The organism is Alteromonas sp. AMM-1 (genome assembly GCF_047290655.1).
In the GTDB taxonomy this organism is placed as follows: Bacteria; Pseudomonadota; Gammaproteobacteria; order Enterobacterales; family Alteromonadaceae; genus Alteromonas; species Alteromonas mangrovi.
The window spans coordinates 1-15,721 of sequence record NZ_JBLBUE010000027.1 but is presented as its reverse complement, the minus strand read 5'-3'; the positions used below and the strand labels follow the sequence as shown (position 1 = coordinate 15,721).

The window sequence follows — 15,721 nt, the reverse complement described above, 5'->3', positions numbered from 1 at the left end:
ATGAACAAGTTTGCAATAAGTGTGTGTGCAGGTGCGGTGGCTGTGTTAAGCAGCCCCGCATTCTCCGCTATCGATCAACGAACCAGTCACGCCATGCATGAAGAGCTGGTGGTGATGGATACGCATCTGGATACCCCTGCGCTGCTGGTGCAGCCAGGATTCGACATAATGCATGCGCATACTTACGACAGTGATTTTTCACAGGTCGACGTACCACGCATGAATGAAGGTGGGCTGGATGGGGGCTTTTGGGTGATCTATACCCCTCAAGGGCCGGTTACCGAAGACGGATTCAAGTCTGCCCGTGATACTGCATTGCTGCGCGCAATGGCTATTCACAACATGGTGGCGGCGAATTCCGATACTTTTGCGCTGGCAACCAAACCAGAAGATGCAGAAAAAATTGTGGCTGACGGCAAGAAGATTGTCTATGTCAGTATGGAGAATGCTTATCCGCTCGGTGAAGACTTAAGCTTGCTGGAAACGTTTTATAAAATGGGACTGCGTATGGTTGGGCCAGTCCATTTTAAAAATAACCAGTTTGGCGACAGCTCCACCGATCCGGATGGGCCACAATTCGACGGCTTATCGCCGCTCGGAGAGGCCCTGGTAAAAAAAGCCAACGAGCTTGGCATTATACTGGATGGTTCACATTCCTCTGACGCGCTGCTGGAGGACATGATTGAACTGTCGAAAACGCCGGTTATTCTTTCTCATTCCGGTACTAAAGCTGTGTACGACCATCCGCGAAACGTTGACGATGCCTTGCTAAAAAAGCTGGTGGCAAGTGGCGGGGTGATTCACGTAAATGCTTACAGTTCATACCTAAAAGAACTGCCTAGTGATCCAGAGCGTAGTAAAGCCTTTGGTGTGTTGATGAAACAAATGGGCCGAATGTCTGACATGACGCCGGAACAAGTGGCAGCATTTAAAGCGCAGCGCAAGCAGATTGAAATGGAACACCCGGCCGTAAAAGCCACCTTTGAAGACTACATGGAACACTTCCTTCACATACTGAAAGTGGCGGGCCCTAAACACACAGGTGTAGGCGCGGACTGGGATGGTGGCGGCGGTGTTGAAACCATGATGGATGTAGCCGCACTGCCTAAAATCACCGCGCGTTTGCTGGCCGAAGGCTATAGCAAAGAAGATTTGGCCGACATCTGGGGCAACAACGCACTGCGCTTATTGCAACAGGCGCAGGACTACGCAAAAAGCCTGAAGGAAACGACAAAAGAGTAACAGTTTTAGCTTGTGTATCTCCGTAAACATAGCAAGCAGGGCACGTCATTTGGCGTGCCTTTTTCATTGCGCTAAAAAAATAAAAAATAAATGTCAGGGTTTTGTCGTGCCTCTCGACTATAGGGGTAACTGACTTAAAAGGAGAGATGCATGACAACCCTAACCAACACCACTTCAAGCAACGTTACCACTGCGAAACAAACTAACAATGCCAACTCTGCATTTATTGTGCTTCGGGAATGGCTGACGCAAGGCGCTCGTGTTTATCGAAACGCACCGATTAGTCTTACGCTGACATCACTGGTGCTGATGATTATCGGCGGGCTCGTACAAGGATTGCCGGCGCCTTATGGCATGTTTGCATCTAAGTGGTTATCGGCTGGCGTAATAACGCTGCTGTGGCCGCTGACCTGGCATGTGCTGCAAAACGGAAAATTCAGCCTGCGTAGCCTGAAGCAATTCAGTGGATATCGATATTTGCCCGCGCTGGGCATGTTAATGATGCTGCCCTTTGCTTCGCAGGTTGTCTTCGGGGCATTGGCGTTTGGCGCACCGGGCGTCGACCTGGTGTTGTATCAGGATATGACGAACTTTAGCCGTATTCACGTAGCAAGTGTACTGATGGCTTCGGCACCACTGGGTTTACTGATGAGCTTTATCCCGGCTTATGTGCTGATTAAACAGGCATCACTGAAAACGGCCACGTTAGAAGGCATGAAACTGGCGATCCGAGCAATCAAACCACTGTCGCTGTTAATGCTGCTGAATATGGCGCTGATGTTCAGTGTGCCTTACACCTTCGTACTGAGCGCCATCCTAGTTGGCCCGCTACTGTTCTGTGTGAATGTGGTTGCCTTTAACTATTTGATTAGCGAAGATACGCAAACTAAAAATAACAATAATTCAGCTAGTTAAGGATAGATGTGCTGACCGAAGCTCAACGCGACGAGGTAGTTAAGGAATACGCGCCCATGCTGGCGCGTATCGCCTCTTCATACGAAAATGACAAACATCTGCAACAGGATCTGTTACAGGAAATCAGCTTAGCGGTATGGCGTGCCTGTGCCTCGTTTCGAGGCGATGCCAGCGTAAAAACCTTTGTAGCAAAAGTAGCCCACAACCGCTGTGTTGATTACGTTATAAAAGCCAGTAACCAGACTGAAAACGTGGAATTGTCCGACGGCATGTTAATTAGCCAAAACAGTGATAACCAGGAAAAGAGTCGGGATTTAATGTCGGCCATTAATCGTTTGTCGCTGCCACTGCGGCAGGTAATTACCATGCAACTTGAGGGGTTTACCTACGGCGAAATCGCCAGTGTGCTGGGTGCATCTGAAGCCGCGGTAACTAAACGCGCCGGGCGGGCAAGAACGTTACTGGAACAACTATTGGGCAGCAATAACAATGGATAATCAGTTTGAACAATGGCAGGCCGCCTATCAGCAACAAACACCGAAGGTGGATACAACGGCACTGCTTAACGACGTAAAAGCAACCCATAGAAAAGAAACACAAAAAGCCTGGGTTGATCTTCTTTCGGGCATCGCGGTTAGTATATTTGTGTTGTACACGGCTATATTTTTAACCAGCAGTGCATTGTCAGGCATGTTACTGGCAGCAGTCGTTCCTGTTCCGTTTGCATTTTCGCTATGGTCTTTCCTGTTAAGAAAGCAGAAATCCGAAGCAGACTCGCAATCGGTGGCTGTATTACTGGCAGAGAAAAAGCGTCAACTAACCAATAAAGTCACTTATTGGCGAGTCTCTGCAGTCGGGATTACCGTGCTTTGGAGTCTGTTTTCCGGCGTCTGTGCCTGGTTCTGGCTCGGCGGAGACGATCAATCAATGTGGTATGTATTGCCCGTTGTTCAGTTGGCGATAGTTGTCGCAACCTGGGTGAGATATAGCATGGTAAAGCGTCAGCTGCCTGAGCAGTTAAAGACGATCGCAGCGCTTTATTCACCCTCAGAAGAGTGAGTAAGCCCTGCGTCGTCGGAGTTAGTGGCGGTGAAGCTTTTTGCAGAGCAAAGCCGCCTCTTTTCTAACTAATAAAAACTTGGCAAGGTATTTGAGTATGGTTTGGGTAGCACTTTCAAACCACAAAAAATTGACGCTCATGAGACTACCTACCAAAAGCTTAATCGCCAAAATCGAATCGCTATCGGCTCAACTTAACCCGGAACAACTCCGAGATTTTCTGGACGTGCTCGATTCCATGGCCGTCATGGTTGAAGAAGCCAAAGCCCTGCCGCCATCAACGGAAACTCAAAAGCTGGCGAAGTTGAAAGTAGAGCTGCATTAGCCGATATAAGACTGGTCAATGTAACTTAGGCTGATAGGTTTTAAAGCAGTCTGTGCTCACTCGAGAAGTAAATTGTTGGCAAACTTTGCCAATATCTGCCATGATATAGTCAGGTCCTGCTATAGAGGAACAATTGATGGCAACACTTAATGTATCGCTCCCGGACGAGATGCGTACATGGATTGATGAGCAAGTGAAAACGGGCAAGTACGCTAACGCCAGTGACTATATTCGCGATTTAGTGCGCCGCAATCAGAGTGAGCGAGAAGCTATTAACCTGGCTCTGATTGAAGGAGAACTGAGCGGGAGTAGCACGAAGAGCGTTATGGATATTCTCAAGGAAAAGAGAGGCCGAGCCTGAATATGAGTCAATATACCCTCTCTAACAAAGCAGAGGATGATATATCCAGGATTTACGATTATTCTGTGAATACTCATGGTGTAAACCATGCTGAAGCGTATTTAGTCTCCCTCCATGAAGCGTTAATGATCCTGGCGGACTCCCCCAATGCAGGCACTTCAGCCGAAGACATCAGAAAAAACTATCTGAAGTTTCCAGTTCAAAAACATATGGTCTTTTACAAAAAAGCGGATAACGGCATTTTCGTTGTCAGAGTGCTTCATCAACACATGAAATATACGCTGCATATTGCCGATTGATACTCAGCGTAAATGCGTAGTGCACCGATAAGTCTTCTGGTTTAATCAGGAGCCTATGATTCTGTATAGGCCCAGTTCAATCTGTATATACACTGTTGGTGATTAGCGAAGATCGCGTTTTAAGCGATACGGCTGGTGGCAAGTCCGTTCACAAGGGTATTGCCTCGTAAACAGCATTTTCAATTCTCTCTTTCTTTTTTCAACAAAAATGAGTTTTCTACTCAACGATATAGCTTAAAAAATGCACTTAAATTGACAAGTAAGCTTTACTTTTATCTCGTATTTACTACTATATGTAAAGTTTGTTTTACTTTATGTAAGGTTTTAAAGATATGGGCAACGATACTGGCATGTCCTGGCAGCAACGAAATACCAGAAATGTCCGTCGGTTAGGCATGTGGACGGCAGCCTGGTTGGTGAGTTTGGCCAGCGTGTTCTTTGGGCATAAATACCTATGGGATGGCAATCAGGCGCTCACCGCTGGCGTGATAGCGATCAACGTTGTGTTAGGTGGCTTTATGATTTGGGCGAACAAGCAACATTTGCAAGGACTGGACGAGCTACAGCGACAAATGCAGTTAGAGGCCATGGGGCTGTCGTTGGGTGTCGGTATGGTACTTGGCTTTGCTTATTCAGCTCTGGATGCCACAGGAGTCATTCCTTTTCGGGCGGAAATTTCCCATTTGGCGGTGATCATGTCGCTGAGTTACCTGATTGGTTTAGCGATTGGTGTAAGGAAGTACCAATGAAAAACCGGCTAAAAGTACTGCGTGCAGAGCGTGACTGGACTCAGGCAGATCTGGCTGAACGGTTGGATGTATCCAGGCAAACTATCAACGCCATCGAGAAGGGCAAGTTCGACCCGAGTTTGCCGCTGGCATTTAAGGCGGCCAGATTATTTGAGTTGGCAATTGAAGACATCTTTCAAGATGAATAAATTACCCAAAGGAAAACACGATGAATTTTTTAAAAAGCTTGTACAACAAACCCGAACTCTTTAGTGCCGTTATTTTTGCACTCAGTATACTGGTTATTAGCTACCTGGTGGGCGATCATGACAATGCCGGTGCGTTGATTACAATTATGCTGAGTATCTATTTTGCGGTATTTCAGCGCGTTAAAGCACACCGCAAGCAATGCGGCTAAGCAAAGACTGTAATTGCGTTTAAAACAGAGGATAAATGATGACTATTCTGGCAAACCTGAAATGTAATCCGCGTTTGATAGTTGCACTGACCTTTGCATTTGCCATGCTGTTAGCGGCGTTTTTAGTCGGTGATCACGACAATGCCGGTACTCTGGTACTCGTCATGATTGGCGCATACGTCATCGTCGCCGGGCAACTACCGGGCAAGACTACTGATGCAAAGTCATGTATGCCTTGTAAAGCCAAAAGTGCTGCCTAACCGGTGTCGATGGAGAATAAACACCATTCTGTTAGCCCTGACTATCAGCGTCAGGGCTTTGTTGTTTTAAAGGGATTTCTTGGAGAACAGGAAAGAGCCAGATTGTTAGCCGTGGTGAATGACTTTCATCAGCAATGGCTGATTAAAAACAGCGAGTTTTATGCCGAGAGAGCGATTAACTCAGCCTATCTTACCGCCAGCACTTACTTAAATGATACGCAGCGACAAGTGTTGTTCAACTTTATTGGCTCACACCGCGTAATGGCACTGGCGTATGCGTTGTTAGGTGAGCAACCGGCGTTTATGAATACCCAGTTGTTTTTTGACCCCGCTCACCCGAACCAGAAAAACTACTGGCATCGGGATGCGCAATATCACTTGTCGCTGGATGAGCAACGCGCAGCACTAGCAGGGCCACAAGTACTGCATTTTCGTTTTGCCCTGGTCGACGAGCCTGGTTTAGACGTGATTCCGGCGAGCCATATTAACTGGGACACAGTTGAAGAACTGGATGTGAGAATGGGCAACAATGGCAAAGCACCACATCACGATCTGTCTAATCAACACCGCGTGCCGTTAAAGGCAGGCGACCTGATGATTTTTAGTGCCAACCTTATCCACCGGGGTATCTATGGCATGGACAGACGTGCGTTGGATGTTCTGTTTTGCGACCCGGAACCAGGTATTCTGAAATACGCTAATCCCGATTGCTTGCCAAATGCCGAGCAAAAATTACAAATTAAAGATCCTACCGCATTTTCTATTACGCAATCATTCCTGAATTAGCCGGACTTTCTTACCGTGCTCAGTAAGACGCGGTCTCGTTAATAAAATTAGCAACCCACTTATGCTTTCGCATTGAGCAAAAATCGTAGAGAATACCGCCTGAAACAGAAGTCGGAGGGATGGCCCCTTCGACCAGCTATTGCAGGATTATCCCATGCCAAAGGCCAGTGAAATAAAAAAGAACAACACAATCGTGTTTAACGACAAAACCTGTATCGTGCGTGACATTGAACGCTCTGTACCGCAAGGTCGTGCCGGTGGAAGTCTTTACCGTATGCGCATGTATGACGTTGTAACAGGTGCCAAGTTTGACGAAACATTTAAAGATTCAGATATGCTGGACTATGCCGATCTGATCCGCCGTCCGGCGATGTTTTCTTATATGGATGGCGATGAGTATGTGTTCCTCGACAAAGAAGACTACACACCCTATCACCTGAATAAAGAGTCTATTGCAGATGAAGCATTATTCATTACAGAAGCGACCGATGGTATTCAGGTTCTGATCGTAAAAGAAGTACCGGTTGCGCTTGATCTGCCAATGAGTGTTGAGCTGGAAGTGGTAGAAACCGATCCTTCTATAAAAGGTGCATCGGCAACTTCACGTACTAAACCGGCTAAATTATCTACTGGTTTGGTAGTTCAGGTGCCTGAATATATCAGTACTGGCGAGATGATTAAGGTAAACACAGAAGAGCGTAAGTTCCAAAGCCGCGCTTAATCGCCTTTGATGCATTTACGGTTAGCCCTGCGGCGCAGTCCAGCAGGGCTACACACCTAGAAATCTATCGATTCACCCTCATTCAGAATATACAGCGGCACTTCAGCATTGAGTTCATCGTACATATGTAACAGTCGGAACAACGCTGAATGTGAAGTTAGGTCGCCCATTCGCCAACTGGCGTTTCCATATCCCCAGGGCACCATGGCTTTACATCCCAGTTCTTTTGCAGCAACAAGTGCATCTTCCGGCGTTGTATGCACTTTTCGATAGAATTTGGGGGCTTCTTCGCTGAAGTAAGAAGCAATAGGTAACAGGCAAATATCTATATTGCCAAACCGCTCTGCTATATCTCTAAAATGAGGTGAATAGCCGGTATCGCCTGCGAAAAATACGGTTTTTCCGTTGTTTTCCAATACCCAGCCCCCCCACAATGACTTGTTTTCGTCTTCGTAAATATACGGCACCAGTATGCGATTACTAAAGTGATGCGCTGGCACAAAATGCAGTGTGGTGTTGCCTATTTTTTTACTGGCATACCAGGCCATTTCAGTGATGTTGTATCCATCTTGGCCGAAATGAGAGGCAAAGCCTAAAGGCACTAAATACGCCGGTGTGGTGCCAATTTTGCCGATGTCATGCTTATTAAAATGGTCGTAATGAATATGGGAGTACATCACTGCGTCAAGGTTGTTAAGGGCACCTTGTGGTAAGGGAGCGGGTTTATTGCGATAAAATCCCTCAGACAACCTAAAAGCCCAGTTTACTGGCCAGTCAAACTGGTCAAACACCGGGTCGAACAGAAAATGCTGGCCTTGATCTGTTGTAATAGAGAAACTGGCGTGACCCAGCCAGGTAACCTGAAAGCCTGTGTCTGTGGTTACTTCGCGCTTTTCACCCGTATATACGCAATCCTGCATAGGCGTTTCGCATTGAATAACCGGTGACAACGGATAGCAGTTTTCGCTGCACGTTACCGGATAATCACTGAATTTGGCGTATATATTCTGGAATCTGTCTTCATAACCCTCAATATTTGCATACACCACCACGGAAGACTCGGGCGCAATAACATCTACCTGGTTCCTCACGCTGCATGCCTGCAGTAAGGTTATTCCCAACAATAATAAGACTCGGCTCACTTTATCTTTCCTTTCAATAAAACGCCGCCAAGTTTAGCAATATTCAGCGAGGTAAGGCACGACTGTGGATGATGTTTGTGTAACCAAACGTATCGGTTGGTGTTTGCAAATAAAAAAGGTATGGTCTGCATTTTCATGAATAGGGTGGCTGTTGTGTTCGGGCTTATGCGTTTTACTGTCTTCATTGTGTCTGCGCTGCTCTTTGCATGCACAGCTGAACGCGAGCCTGTAAGCGACAAAGGCCAATGGCAAATTACTGATCAATTCATTCTGTCAGCCGTGTTGTCTGAGCGGGGCTTGTATACTGCCTTGTTATTCCCGGAAGGGAGAATCGTGGTTTGGGACAACGACACTCAGCGCAGGTTGATTGAATGGCAAGCGCCTGACGTACTGCCTGACACATCGATGATTCATATGGATGAATCAGGCCGATATATCTTGTCGGCAAACCGCAACGTAGTACAGATTTGGGATTCGGGTAGTAGGGTTCCTGTGGGGGCGTTGAATGTATCTGCTCAACTCGGTGACGCCAGTATTACATCGTTTACCTTTCAACAGGCTCCGTTTGCCCTTGTGATAGGCACCAGTGGAGGAGACATCCTGTTTGCCGACATTCACAACAATGTTTATCAGCTGGCTCACCAACACGATACTGACGTTGTGAAGTTAATTGTGTCGCCTGGTGGTGAGCTATACAGTGCGGGCAATGATGGTGTGGTTGTGAGGTGGGACATGCAAACTCAAACGCCTTCACAAACACTGACTGTGCCGCATCGCGTCACCAGCCTTGAAGTGGGGCAGGATCATAAAGTCTTTGTTTCTGACGCGCTGGAAACCCAAGTGGTCTGGCAAAGTCAGCGTAATGAAATTATCAGTGAACTGGCGTATTGGGAGCGATTTCAATGGTTCCGCGTGGCGCGATTTGCGCCGGCCAATGCCTGGTTGGTAACGTCATCGCCTAAAACTGAATTGTATTTGTGGGATACCAACACCGGCGAGCCACTAGCCCGGTGGTGGGCTCAAGCGCACGGGTTTGGCTCTGCTATATTGGACATGCGCTTTGTAAATTCAGCAACGTTGCGAACGGTTACATCCGATGCGGTGTTACAGGACTGGGATTTAGTTGATATAGCCGGGCAAACCGGGATCACTCAAGCCAATAAATAGCAATATTCAAGCGCTCAGAAGAACCCTGAACGCCTCCGGAGCAGACGCTGCGCTAGCTTGGAAAAGCAAAACTCACACCTTCTCTGACACCACTTGAAGGCCAGCGCTGGGTGATGGTTTTGCGTTTGGTGTAAAATTTTACACCATCGGGGCCGTATGCGTGCAGGTCGCCAAACAAAGAACGCTTCCAGCCGCCAAAACTATGATAGGCAACAGGTACGGGTAACGGCACATTGATGCCTACCATGCCCACCTGAATATGGTCTGAAAAATACCGGGCGGCTTCCCCGTCGCGGGTGAAAATGCAGGTGCCATTACCGTATTCGTGGTCGTTTATTAAGTCCATTGCCTGTTGCATTGTCTCAACGCGAAGCACCTGTAGCACCGGGCCAAAAATCTCAGCCTGGTAGCTGTCCATGCTGGCTGTAACGTTGTCGATAAGCGTTGCGCCAACGTAAAAGCCATTGGGGTATCCGGCAACCTGCGGGTTTCTGCCATCTACTACAATGTCAGCACCTTGTTGTTGCGCACTGGTGATGTAACCTTCTACCTTCGCTTTATGCGCCTGCGTGATCAGTGGGCCAAAATGGTTTGAGTCATGCTCGTAGCTGCCAACCCGAAGGTCGTGCATGGCCACTTTTAGCTTTTCTACCAGTTGATCTGCTACCTGATCACCAACCGCTACTACTACCGACAATGCCATACAACGTTCACCAGAAGAGCCGAAAGCTGCGCCCAATAGTTGGTTTACGGCATTGTCCAGGTCGGCGTCAGGCATCACGATGGCGTGGTTTTTAGCGCCACCCAACGCCTGACAGCGCTTGCCGTTGGCATTCGCGGTAGTATAGATATATTCGGCAATCGACGTTGAGCCAACAAAACTGACTGCCTGCACGTTCTGGTCTGTGAGCAGGGTGTCTACTGCGGTTTTGTCGCCATTAACCACATTAAAGACGCCATCGGGTAATCCGGCTTCCTGCAGTAATTTTGCCATGTAAAGCGCACAGCTGGGATCGCGTTCTGAGGGCTTTAGTACGAATGTATTGCCGCATACGATGGCAAGTGGAAACATCCACAAGGGCACCATCGCCGGGAAATTAAACGGGGTGATACCGGCCACCACGCCCAGTGGCTGAAACTCGCTCCATGCATCAATGCCCGGGCCTACGCCTTTGCTGTATTCGCCTTTCAGCATTTGTGGGGCAGCACAGGCAAACTCAACATTTTCAATGCCTCGCTGTAATTCACCCGCGGCGTCATGACCGATTTTGCCGTGCTCTTCGCCAATTAATTTAATGATCGTATGGGCATGTGCTTCCAGTAGTGTTTTGAAGCGGAACATGACTTGAGCCCGCTTGTTTACCGGCGTGTTTCGCCAGGCTGGATAGGCCGCTTGCGCGTAGCTAATCGCTGCTTTTACGGTGGTTTCAGAGGCGAGTAATACCTGTTTAACAGCCTCTCCGGTTGAAGGGTTGTACACTGGTTGAGTGGCGCTTTGAGGGGAGCACAGCTCACCGTTAATAAAGTGTCCTATTACGTCCATTTCTTTCCTATTCCTGACAACATGCACGGCATGTTTAAGCCTGTGATGACAACTGACGATAACCGCGCTGGTGGTATAACAATGCGCCAGCCTCGGCAGCCTGTTTAATGGCCAGCACTTCACAAAACAGTACATCGTGTGTCGCTACGCTTTTGCGGTCGGTGATAATGCAGTCAAAGGAAACTGCTGCATCCGTTAGTACAGGTGAACCGGTAAGTAAGGTTTGCCAGTGACCATGCCCAAAGCGTTCAACCATGGCAGCCTTTCCGCCAAAGATGTTCGACAACGCCTGCTGGTCTTCGCGCAATGTATTGATGGCCAGATACTGACTGCGTTTAAACACTTCGTGTACCGAGGCGCTGCGATTCAGGCATACCAACAATGTTGCCGGGCTGTCGCTAACGCTGCACACCGCGGTAGCGGTAAAACCCGCTGGGCCCGCGCCATCGTTCAGGCCGGGTGTTGTGACAATATTTACCGCGCCTGCCAGGTTGGTCATGCCCTGACGAAACATCTCCGGCGTAACGCCATCTGACATTGAGAGTGAAGTACTTTCCATTACTGTAGTGGTCATGGCGAATTCCTTGTGACTTTAAAAAATGACTGTTGAGGACTCATAGCACCTGACAGGCCTCGTCAAATGACAGGCGTGGTAAACGCTTATGGACTTTTTTGCCGTCCCCATACCCTATGTTCAGCAGAAAATTGACTTTCCAGGTGCTGTCGGCGAAAAAGGTCTCATTCAACAATGTGGGGTTAAAGCCCGACATCGCGCCGGTATCGAGCCCAAGCGCTCTGGCTGCATACATAAGATAAGCGCCCTGTAACGAACCGTTGCGCATGGCGGTTTCATAGGCGGCTTCCGGGCTGGATGTAAACCAGCTTCGTGCATCGGCATAGGGAAACAGCGTGGGAAGTTGTTCGTAAAACTCAGCGTCGAATGCCACGATAACCGTGCAGGGCGCGGTCATGGTTTGTTCAAGATTACCGCTCGACAAACAGGGTTTGAGCTTTTCTTTGCCTTCCTCTGAAGTGATAAACACAAACCGGGCAGGGCTGCAGTTTGCTGACGTAGGCCCAAATTTGGTGAGCTCATAAAGTTGCTTTATCAGCGTGTCGGGTACGGGCTTGTCCTGCCAGGTGGTATGCGTATGCGCGTCGGTAAAAATCTGGGCAAGAGCCTCATTGCTAACGGGAGTTGCCATAGCGAATTAATCCTTTTACACAGCCTGTGCGGCTTGTTGTTGGGTAGATAAAAACGTGAGAAGTGTGTCGTTAAAGGTATCTGGCGTAGTGACTGAGGACGCGTGGCCGCCATAATCAAACGCTTGAAGCTGTGCATTGGGCAACTTATCTGCCAGATTAAGCGACTGCTGCCAAGGCACTAATACATCGTCTTTGTTGGCATAAACCAGCGTACGCGTTGGTATTTGTGCCAATGAGGCGTCGATATCAAACTGACTCAATGCTTCAATGCGTTTGAGCAAATTCGCCTGATTTGGGAAATGGGCCAGCATATGGGCTTCTTCCTGCTCAAGCTCAGAGACATGACGAACAATGTAATCCGGTGGATACAGGATCAGTGCTTGCATCTGCAAAAACAACTGCGGCTCACAGTTCGCCAGCAATGCCTTACGAATAGCAAAGCATCGCAGAGTATGCGGGTTGGGCTGCGACCAGGCGTTCACCAATATCAGGTTGTTTATTAATGCTGGTTGGTTTTTGGCGAGTACCAGCCCTACCAATCCGCCCAGCGCATGCCCGATAAAATTACACCGGGTAACCGACAATGACGCCAACAGGTTAAGCAGCTCGTTGGCCATATGCTCAATACTGTAACCGTCGGGAAGCGTAGCCGGACTGCGCCCCGTGCCTGCGTGATCGTAAAGCAATATGCGGTAGTCTTTACCTAACGTGGCCAATTGTCCTTTCCAGTAATGCGCTGAGCCGCCTAAGCCGGAAGAACATACCAGCACAGGCGCTGAGTCTAACTGGCTGCCATGCCATTCATAGTGCATAGATGATTATCCGATATGGGCAACACTGGCAATTTCGATTAAGGCATCTGGCTTTACTAGTTCAACCTTAATGCAGTAACGCGCCGGTTTCTCGCCTGGAAAATAGGAGGCGTAAACTTCATTTACGGCTTTGTAGTTTGCCCAGTCGGTTATAAAAATGGAGTTAAACGTAATGTCGTCCATGGTGCCACCGGCTTCTTCCACCACACTTTTAATGGTTTCCAGAACATGCCGGGTCTGGGCAGCGGCATCACCTACGTGAACAACGTCGTTGTTCTCATCGAAGGGTAGCGTGCCTGACACGTACAGGATATTGTCTGCCATTGAGCCAGGTACAAAAGGCGCAATGGGCGTACTGGTTCCCGCAGGAATAATGGCTTTTTTACTCATGACCTGTTTCCTTTGTGTTAACTACGCCTGTTCGGCGAATAGGTGGCAGAACTCGCTGGTTTGAGACACCCAGCCAAAAAACGTTTCAATGTTATAAAGTGATGCGGTTTGAATTTCTGGAGGGCCAGCCTGATGAGTGGCATCTGCCAGCACCACGCCAAAATACTCCAGAAAGAACCCATCCCTTAACGTGGATTCAACGCACACGTTGGTTGCGATGCCGGTGAAAACCAAATTGCGAATGCCGCGGCTGCGTAGCATGCTGTCCAGATTCGTGTTGTAAAAGCCGCTGTAACGGGTTTTTGGGATCACAATATCACCGGGTTGAGGAGTTAACTCATCCACAAGGTCGTAATCCCAGGTGCCTTTTGCCAGTAGCGAACCCATAAGCTCCGGATTTTTTCGCATGGTTTTTAGCGCATTGGATTTATACCAGTTAGGCGAGCCTGGGCCGCCCGCTTCTTTGTACTCCGGATCCCAACCATTCTGAAAGAACACCACCGACATACCTGCTGCGCGGGCTGTGCTGAGCACTTTCAGCGTATTTGCAATTACCGGTGCTGTTGTTGAAACATCAAAGCCTGCTTTGTCCAGATACCCCATTTTGCTGGCATAGGCGTTTTGCAAATCCACTACAATTACCGCTGTTTTTGATGGATCCAATAACAGCGGCTCTGGCCGGGCTTTGAGCACCAGCCCGGTATTATCGCCATGTTGAGCAGCGAAATAGCCGGATACTTCAATGGGCGCAGTCGTTGCCATTACGCGGCTCCCTGTGTTGCCGTAATGTGCTGTCTTGACTTCATCAATGGTTGAATTTTGGTGCCAAAGTCATCCATGCCTTTTATGAAATCATCGAAGGTGAGTAAAACACCGCCGCACCCTGGCACGGTGGCAATCTCATCTAACATGCCTGCAACGGATGCAAAAGAACCTACCAGGGTGCCCATGTTCAGGTTGACTGCTGACGTGGGATTGGTCATGTCTCTGACGTTGGTATCCTTACCAGACGTTTTGTCTGCCGCACCTTGTTCTGCCATCCAGTCCAGAGCGGTTTGATCCTTGCCCTCTTTATATAGCTCCCACTTTGCCATGGCCTTTTCGTCGGTTTCATCGGCGATAACCATAATAAGCACAGCGGAATCGACTTTGCGTTCCTCTTTGGCTGCTGCTTCAATTAGTCGCTCGGCCGTCGGCGCAAAGGCGGTTGGGGTATTAACCCCTTTGCCAAAACAAAAGTTGTAGTCGGCGTGCTTGGCGGAAAATGCCATGCCCGCTGCACTTTGCCCGGCGCAGATTATCGGGATCGGGCGCTGTGGTTTCGGTAACATGCGGCAGTCATCCATTTGGAAATGCTCGCCTTTGAAATCACTTTGCCCGGTTTCCCACAGTTCCTTTACTACCGTAATGTACTCTTCAAGGTATTCGTATCGGTTGCCAAAGAACTGATCGCCCGGCCACATGCCCATTTGAGAATACTCAGGGCGCTGCCAACCAGTAACCAGATTGACCCCAAATCGTCCGTTCGAAATAGAATCAATAGTAGTCGCCATTCTGGCCATGACTGCCGGTGGTAACACCAGCGTGGCAGCGGTGGCATAGAGTTGAATTTTAGAAGTAACGGCGGCAAGTCCTGCCATCAGCGTAAAAGATTCAAGGTTGTAGTCCCAAAACTCGGTTTCACCACCAAAGCCCCGAAACTTGATCATGGATAACGCAAAATCCAATCCGTAGGCCTCGGCCTTCAGAACGATTTCTTTGTTTAAATCAAAGCTCGGTTTGTACTGGGGTGATGTTTTGGAAATTAGCCAGCCATTGTTGCCAATAGGAATAAATACGCCGATATCCATATTACTTCTCCCTTTTTAATAAAATGTCGTTAGATGCTTTTTTTATTTACGGATAAACGGCTTGCGTTACCACAAGGCCGTTCAAATAGTATTCAGCATAAAGCAGGCCAACTATTATTGTTGTTATTAATCAATTGGTTGTTGTTTTTGCGAGCTTGAAAGTGGACTTAATGGTCCAATTTGGAGCGTGAAATTGTTTATCTTGTACTCAACTGGTGCAATGCGCAGCATCGTGTAGAATTGACACGCAGCACAATTAAAGGAATTTACGTACTGATGAAGTCATCTTCTGCCGACCAATCAGCGGCATCTCAAAAGCCGGCTCGCGTGTTCAGACCGTCAACGCAAAAAAGACGGGAAAAAGCATTACAAGACAAACGTGAACGCGTTATGAAAGCCGCGCTGGCCTTGTTCTCACAGCACGGGGTAAATGGCACCAGCGTTGAACAAATTGCCGCTAAAGCCAAAGTGTCCAAAACTAATCTGCTTTATTACTT

The 15,721-nt window shown here is 48.3% G+C and carries 23 protein-coding genes; 15 read left to right on the top strand and 8 right to left on the bottom strand.

What is annotated here, in order from left to right; translation table 11 throughout:
- From ACLR2L_RS07480 to yeiP, 13 genes are all read left to right on the top strand, one after another.
- The gene (locus ACLR2L_RS07480; RefSeq protein ID WP_413367018.1) at positions 1 to 1,242 is read left to right on the top strand and encodes a dipeptidase; all 1,242 of its coding nucleotides are present in this window, start codon (positions 1 to 3) and stop codon (positions 1,240 to 1,242) included.
- A gap of 150 nt (positions 1,243 to 1,392) precedes the next feature.
- A complete protein-coding gene (locus ACLR2L_RS07475; RefSeq protein ID WP_413367016.1) occupies positions 1,393 to 2,157 on the top strand; it encodes a hypothetical protein in 765 nt (254 codons plus the stop codon).
- Between the two features lie 8 nt (positions 2,158 to 2,165).
- Positions 2,166 to 2,654, top strand: a complete 489-nt coding sequence (locus ACLR2L_RS07470) for an RNA polymerase sigma factor (RefSeq protein ID WP_413367014.1) — start codon at positions 2,166 to 2,168, stop codon at positions 2,652 to 2,654.
- The gene (locus tag ACLR2L_RS07465) at positions 2,647 to 3,216 is read left to right on the top strand and encodes a hypothetical protein (RefSeq protein ID WP_413367012.1); all 570 of its coding nucleotides are present in this window, start codon (positions 2,647 to 2,649) and stop codon (positions 3,214 to 3,216) included. Before ACLR2L_RS07470 ends, ACLR2L_RS07465 begins: the two co-directional genes overlap by 8 nt.
- 139 nt (positions 3,217 to 3,355) lie before the next feature.
- Positions 3,356 to 3,541 (top strand): hypothetical protein, encoded by a 186-nt coding sequence (locus ACLR2L_RS07460; RefSeq protein WP_413367010.1) that lies wholly within the window; start codon positions 3,356 to 3,358, stop codon positions 3,539 to 3,541.
- A 136-nt stretch (positions 3,542 to 3,677) separates the two neighbouring features.
- Positions 3,678 to 3,902: a type II toxin-antitoxin system ParD family antitoxin gene (locus ACLR2L_RS07455; RefSeq protein ID WP_413367008.1), complete on the top strand. Its 225-nt coding sequence runs from the start codon at positions 3,678 to 3,680 to the stop codon at positions 3,900 to 3,902.
- 2 nt (positions 3,903 to 3,904) lie between these two features.
- Positions 3,905 to 4,201, top strand: coding sequence for a type II toxin-antitoxin system RelE/ParE family toxin (locus ACLR2L_RS07450; protein WP_413367006.1), 297 nt, complete (start codon positions 3,905 to 3,907; stop codon positions 4,199 to 4,201).
- Between the two features lie 332 nt (positions 4,202 to 4,533).
- Complete coding sequence (locus ACLR2L_RS07445) at positions 4,534 to 4,950, top strand: hypothetical protein (RefSeq protein ID WP_140958880.1); 417 nt, start codon at positions 4,534 to 4,536, stop codon at positions 4,948 to 4,950.
- On the top strand, positions 4,947 to 5,138 hold the full coding sequence (locus tag ACLR2L_RS07440; protein ID WP_413367004.1) for a helix-turn-helix transcriptional regulator: 192 nt from the start codon (positions 4,947 to 4,949) through the stop codon (positions 5,136 to 5,138). The genes ACLR2L_RS07445 and ACLR2L_RS07440 overlap by 4 nt, the downstream gene beginning before the upstream one ends.
- Before the next feature lie 20 nt (positions 5,139 to 5,158).
- A complete protein-coding gene (locus ACLR2L_RS07435) occupies positions 5,159 to 5,347 on the top strand; it encodes a hypothetical protein (protein WP_413367002.1) in 189 nt (62 codons plus the stop codon).
- Positions 5,348 to 5,382: 35 nt separating this feature from the next.
- Positions 5,383 to 5,607, top strand: coding sequence for a hypothetical protein (locus ACLR2L_RS07430; protein ID WP_413367000.1), 225 nt, complete (start codon positions 5,383 to 5,385; stop codon positions 5,605 to 5,607).
- A gap of 9 nt (positions 5,608 to 5,616) precedes the next feature.
- Complete coding sequence (locus ACLR2L_RS07425; protein ID WP_413366998.1) at positions 5,617 to 6,393, top strand: phytanoyl-CoA dioxygenase family protein; 777 nt, start codon at positions 5,617 to 5,619, stop codon at positions 6,391 to 6,393.
- 154 nt (positions 6,394 to 6,547) lie between these two features.
- Positions 6,548 to 7,114 (top strand): elongation factor P-like protein YeiP, encoded by a 567-nt coding sequence (gene yeiP / locus ACLR2L_RS07420; RefSeq protein ID WP_140958890.1) that lies wholly within the window; start codon positions 6,548 to 6,550, stop codon positions 7,112 to 7,114.
- A gap of 56 nt (positions 7,115 to 7,170) precedes the next feature.
- On the opposite strand, the gene ACLR2L_RS07415 is transcribed toward yeiP, so the two are convergent.
- On the bottom strand, positions 7,171 to 8,256 hold the full coding sequence (locus ACLR2L_RS07415; RefSeq protein ID WP_413366996.1) for an MBL fold metallo-hydrolase: 1,086 nt from the start codon (positions 8,254 to 8,256) through the stop codon (positions 7,171 to 7,173).
- A 135-nt stretch (positions 8,257 to 8,391) separates the two neighbouring features.
- Between ACLR2L_RS07415 and ACLR2L_RS07410 the strand changes: the two genes are divergently transcribed.
- Positions 8,392 to 9,423, top strand: a complete 1,032-nt coding sequence (locus ACLR2L_RS07410; RefSeq protein ID WP_413366994.1) for a WD40 repeat domain-containing protein — start codon at positions 8,392 to 8,394, stop codon at positions 9,421 to 9,423.
- 52 nt (positions 9,424 to 9,475) lie between these two features.
- On the opposite strand, the gene ACLR2L_RS07405 is transcribed toward ACLR2L_RS07410, so the two are convergent.
- The 7 genes from ACLR2L_RS07405 to rutA are packed head-to-tail and all read right to left on the bottom strand — an operon-like array spanning position 9,476 to position 15,224.
- On the bottom strand, positions 9,476 to 10,966 hold the full coding sequence (locus tag ACLR2L_RS07405) for a CoA-acylating methylmalonate-semialdehyde dehydrogenase (protein ID WP_413366992.1): 1,491 nt from the start codon (positions 10,964 to 10,966) through the stop codon (positions 9,476 to 9,478).
- Between the two features lie 34 nt (positions 10,967 to 11,000).
- A complete protein-coding gene (locus ACLR2L_RS07400) occupies positions 11,001 to 11,540 on the bottom strand; it encodes a flavin reductase (protein WP_140958898.1) in 540 nt (179 codons plus the stop codon).
- Between the two features lie 40 nt (positions 11,541 to 11,580).
- Entirely contained in the window at positions 11,581 to 12,171 is a 591-nt protein-coding gene (locus ACLR2L_RS07395; protein ID WP_413366989.1) for a malonic semialdehyde reductase, read from the bottom strand.
- A gap of 15 nt (positions 12,172 to 12,186) precedes the next feature.
- Positions 12,187 to 12,984, bottom strand: coding sequence for a pyrimidine utilization protein D (gene rutD, locus ACLR2L_RS07390; protein WP_413366987.1), 798 nt, complete (start codon positions 12,982 to 12,984; stop codon positions 12,187 to 12,189).
- Positions 12,985 to 12,990: 6 nt separating this feature from the next.
- A complete protein-coding gene (gene rutC / locus ACLR2L_RS07385; protein WP_413366985.1) occupies positions 12,991 to 13,374 on the bottom strand; it encodes a pyrimidine utilization protein C in 384 nt (127 codons plus the stop codon).
- A gap of 21 nt (positions 13,375 to 13,395) precedes the next feature.
- Complete coding sequence (gene rutB / locus ACLR2L_RS07380; RefSeq protein ID WP_413366983.1) at positions 13,396 to 14,136, bottom strand: pyrimidine utilization protein B; 741 nt, start codon at positions 14,134 to 14,136, stop codon at positions 13,396 to 13,398.
- The gene (gene rutA, locus ACLR2L_RS07375) at positions 14,136 to 15,224 is read right to left on the bottom strand and encodes a pyrimidine utilization protein A (RefSeq protein ID WP_413366981.1); all 1,089 of its coding nucleotides are present in this window, start codon (positions 15,222 to 15,224) and stop codon (positions 14,136 to 14,138) included. The genes rutB and rutA overlap by 1 nt, the downstream gene beginning before the upstream one ends.
- A 276-nt stretch (positions 15,225 to 15,500) precedes the next feature.
- On the opposite strand from rutA, the gene ACLR2L_RS07370 reads away from it, so the two are divergent.
- A partial coding sequence (locus ACLR2L_RS07370) for a TetR family transcriptional regulator (RefSeq protein ID WP_413366979.1) occupies positions 15,501 to 15,721 on the top strand: 221 nt, incomplete at its 3' end.